This is a genomic window from Brunnivagina elsteri CCALA 953 (genome assembly GCF_002289455.1).
GTDB classification, from domain to species: Bacteria; Cyanobacteriota; Cyanobacteriia; order Cyanobacteriales; family Nostocaceae; genus Brunnivagina; species Brunnivagina elsteri.
Genome location: NZ_NTFS01000632.1, coordinates 1 through 2,476, shown reverse-complemented (window position 1 = coordinate 2,476; position 2,476 = coordinate 1). Strand labels below are relative to the sequence as shown.

2 protein-coding genes are annotated in these 2,476 nt (G+C 35.2%); both read left to right on the top strand.

What is annotated here, in order from left to right; translation table 11 throughout:
- The first annotated feature begins 662 nt into the window (after window positions 1-662).
- Window positions 663-1,400 (top strand): hypothetical protein, encoded by a 738-nt coding sequence (locus CK510_RS29320; protein ID WP_095724977.1) that lies wholly within the window; start codon window positions 663-665, stop codon window positions 1,398-1,400.
- Between the two features lie 102 nt (window positions 1,401-1,502).
- The gene (locus CK510_RS29315; RefSeq protein ID WP_095724976.1) at window positions 1,503-2,306 is read left to right on the top strand and encodes a Nif3-like dinuclear metal center hexameric protein; all 804 of its coding nucleotides are present in this window, start codon (window positions 1,503-1,505) and stop codon (window positions 2,304-2,306) included.
- Window positions 2,307-2,476 lie beyond the last annotated feature (170 nt).

Here is a 2,476-nt window from a genome sequence, read left to right as displayed (position 1 = left end):
AATCTAAATTATTATAATTGTTGTGGGGTGGGCATCCCTGCCTGCCCTAATATATAATTTAGGTGCTTTTTAGCTTAGAACCTGATTAGGGAACACCAAAAAATAAATTCTCCACAATTGTAGGGGTGGGGAGACCCCACCCTTCGCGTGATAGTATCGGTAAGTATATGAGAAAGAAGATTTTATTTTCTGGAAGTCCCTTAGTACAGTTTGCTGTAAATAAACCTACCAATAAAAATGCCTGAAAGGCTTATATTACAGGTCATATTCTTTGTAATTTGTTGCACTAGTAAAAAAGTATACAAGTATATCATGCGAAAACATGGGACAAGTATACTGTTTGATTTCACACATTTTAGTGTTAAGTAGATATATAATAAATCCTAGTGTTTTTAGCAATCCTAAACAAAATTACCAATTTTTAGATAAGTTTGCTAGGTATATAAAAGCTTAAAAGTTAATTCTATTCAAGGATAATTTTTGTCTCTTGAAAACATATGCTTCATAAACGTAAACATGATAATAAAAATGTTTACATAGCGCCATGAGATTTGATATTAGAATAACTTGTGAACTTAAAATAATCTATACGAACTCTATTCCAAAGATATTAAGCATTGTTGCCAAATCTTGAAGCAGTTTTCAGTATTATGGAGTATGAAATGCAGTCTAAAATAATATCAACCTATAATTTTGAAATTCTTGATGAAATAATTACCCAACAGGGAATTAGACCACTTTCCCTCAATCCTAATCGAAATTTAATTACCAGTTTTAGGGAAATAGGTGATTTGATTACCGAAAATACCTGCCACTCAAAGATTATAGACTGTATGAGCCAAACTCTAGAAAAAATAATTCGCTCTCAGTTAGTAAATTTCCCAGAGAATATTTTTTGGGATTTTGATTTGATGGTTTTTAGTATGCTTGAGCAAGCTTTGATTGCGGAAGATGGAGCAATTATATTTTTAGAGTCTTTTGGACGAAAAATAGAGCTTCTAATGGATATGTTTGGATGTAGGGGGGAAATACGCTTTCGTTATGTACATGATTTTATGTATGGATTTGATTGGGCACGATGGGTTAAAAAAGACCCAGAAAATCGTTCAAATATAAAACCTTTTAGCCTTATTTTCTTAGATTATTTACTTGCCAAAGGTAAAGAAATATTAAATTCAATTAGTATTGACGATAAGCGATATCATCATATTTCTTCCCGCAGTTTTCGTAATGCTTTCTGTTTTCCCCGCGATCCAAAAGATGAGTATCGTTTGCTTACCTATCTTGCTGATTATGGACTGATTCCCGTTCATGCATGGAATTGGAATGCTGAACCCATCTGGAATAAGCCATTTGATGAAATTCGCGAGCAGGTATGTTTAAAAAATCGTAATTTGTAACACTGTAAACGGTTTAAAGTTTGACTAAAGAACCCCTTGTTCTTCCCTTCTTCTCCGGGAATTATCCCCCCTAACCCCCCTTTTCAATGGGGGAAAATAAAAATGAAAATCACAGACTTAATTAACTGGTTTGAATCTTGGGCAAATCCCGCTTGGCAGGAAAGTTGGGATAATTGCGGTTGGCAAGTTGAACCTGGAGTATTACAGGAAAACGCAAGGGTATTAGTATGCTTAACTCCAACTTTGGCTGTGATGGAGGAAGCTATTTCCCTTCGCAACGCTGGCAATCCTGTAAATCTGATTTTTGCTCACCATCCACTAATTTTTAGTCCACCAAAATCTTTACGTATTGGTGATGCGATCGCGGATATGGTGAGATTAGCTTTTATCCACAAAATCGGCATCTATACTGCTCACACTAATTTTGACCAAGTTGAGAATGGTACTGCTGATGTTTTGGCACAACTTTTAGAACTTAGAGAACCTACTCCAATTGTACCAACTCAAAATGGCTTGGGATATGGACGTGTTGGGACTTTAACACCTTCTCTAACATTAAGCGACTTGCTTTCAGTTATTCAAACCCGTCTTGCCCCCCCAAATCTGATTTTTTCCCCCGCATCCGATTTCAACCAAACCATCGATCGCGTTGCTGTTTTGGGTGGTTCGGGAGCTAGCTTTATTTCGGCTACTGTAAAAACTGGCGCTCAAGCATATCTTACCTCCGATTGTAAATTCCATCAGTTCCAAGAAAGCCGCGATCGCAATTTAATTCTTATTGACGCTGGACATTACGCTACCGAACGTCCAGCTTGCAGTAAACTCGCTCAAAAATTCCAAGTTTTAGGCTTAGACTGGGCACAATTAAGTAGATTTGATGAAGATTTCCGCATGTTCTTAAAATAAATTCATCAAAAATTAACAAATATATTTAATCGCCATCTCACTATAATTACTTACTAAAAATTACTTTTTGCTACTTAATTAACGTATTAATTAATTTCACACAAAAGAATGTATTCCTTTATATGATTAAACTAGACTAATTTTAAGTACAATTATTTACTTGTATAAGA

Excerpts from the sequence above, each read along its gene's own strand:
- CK510_RS29320 (WP_095724977.1), top strand. The coding sequence starts at position 663 with ATGCAGTCTAAAATAATATCAACCTATAATTTTGAAATTCTTGATGAA.
- CK510_RS29315 (WP_095724976.1), top strand. The coding sequence starts at position 1,503 with ATGAAAATCACAGACTTAATTAACTGGTTTGAATCTTGGGCAAATCCC.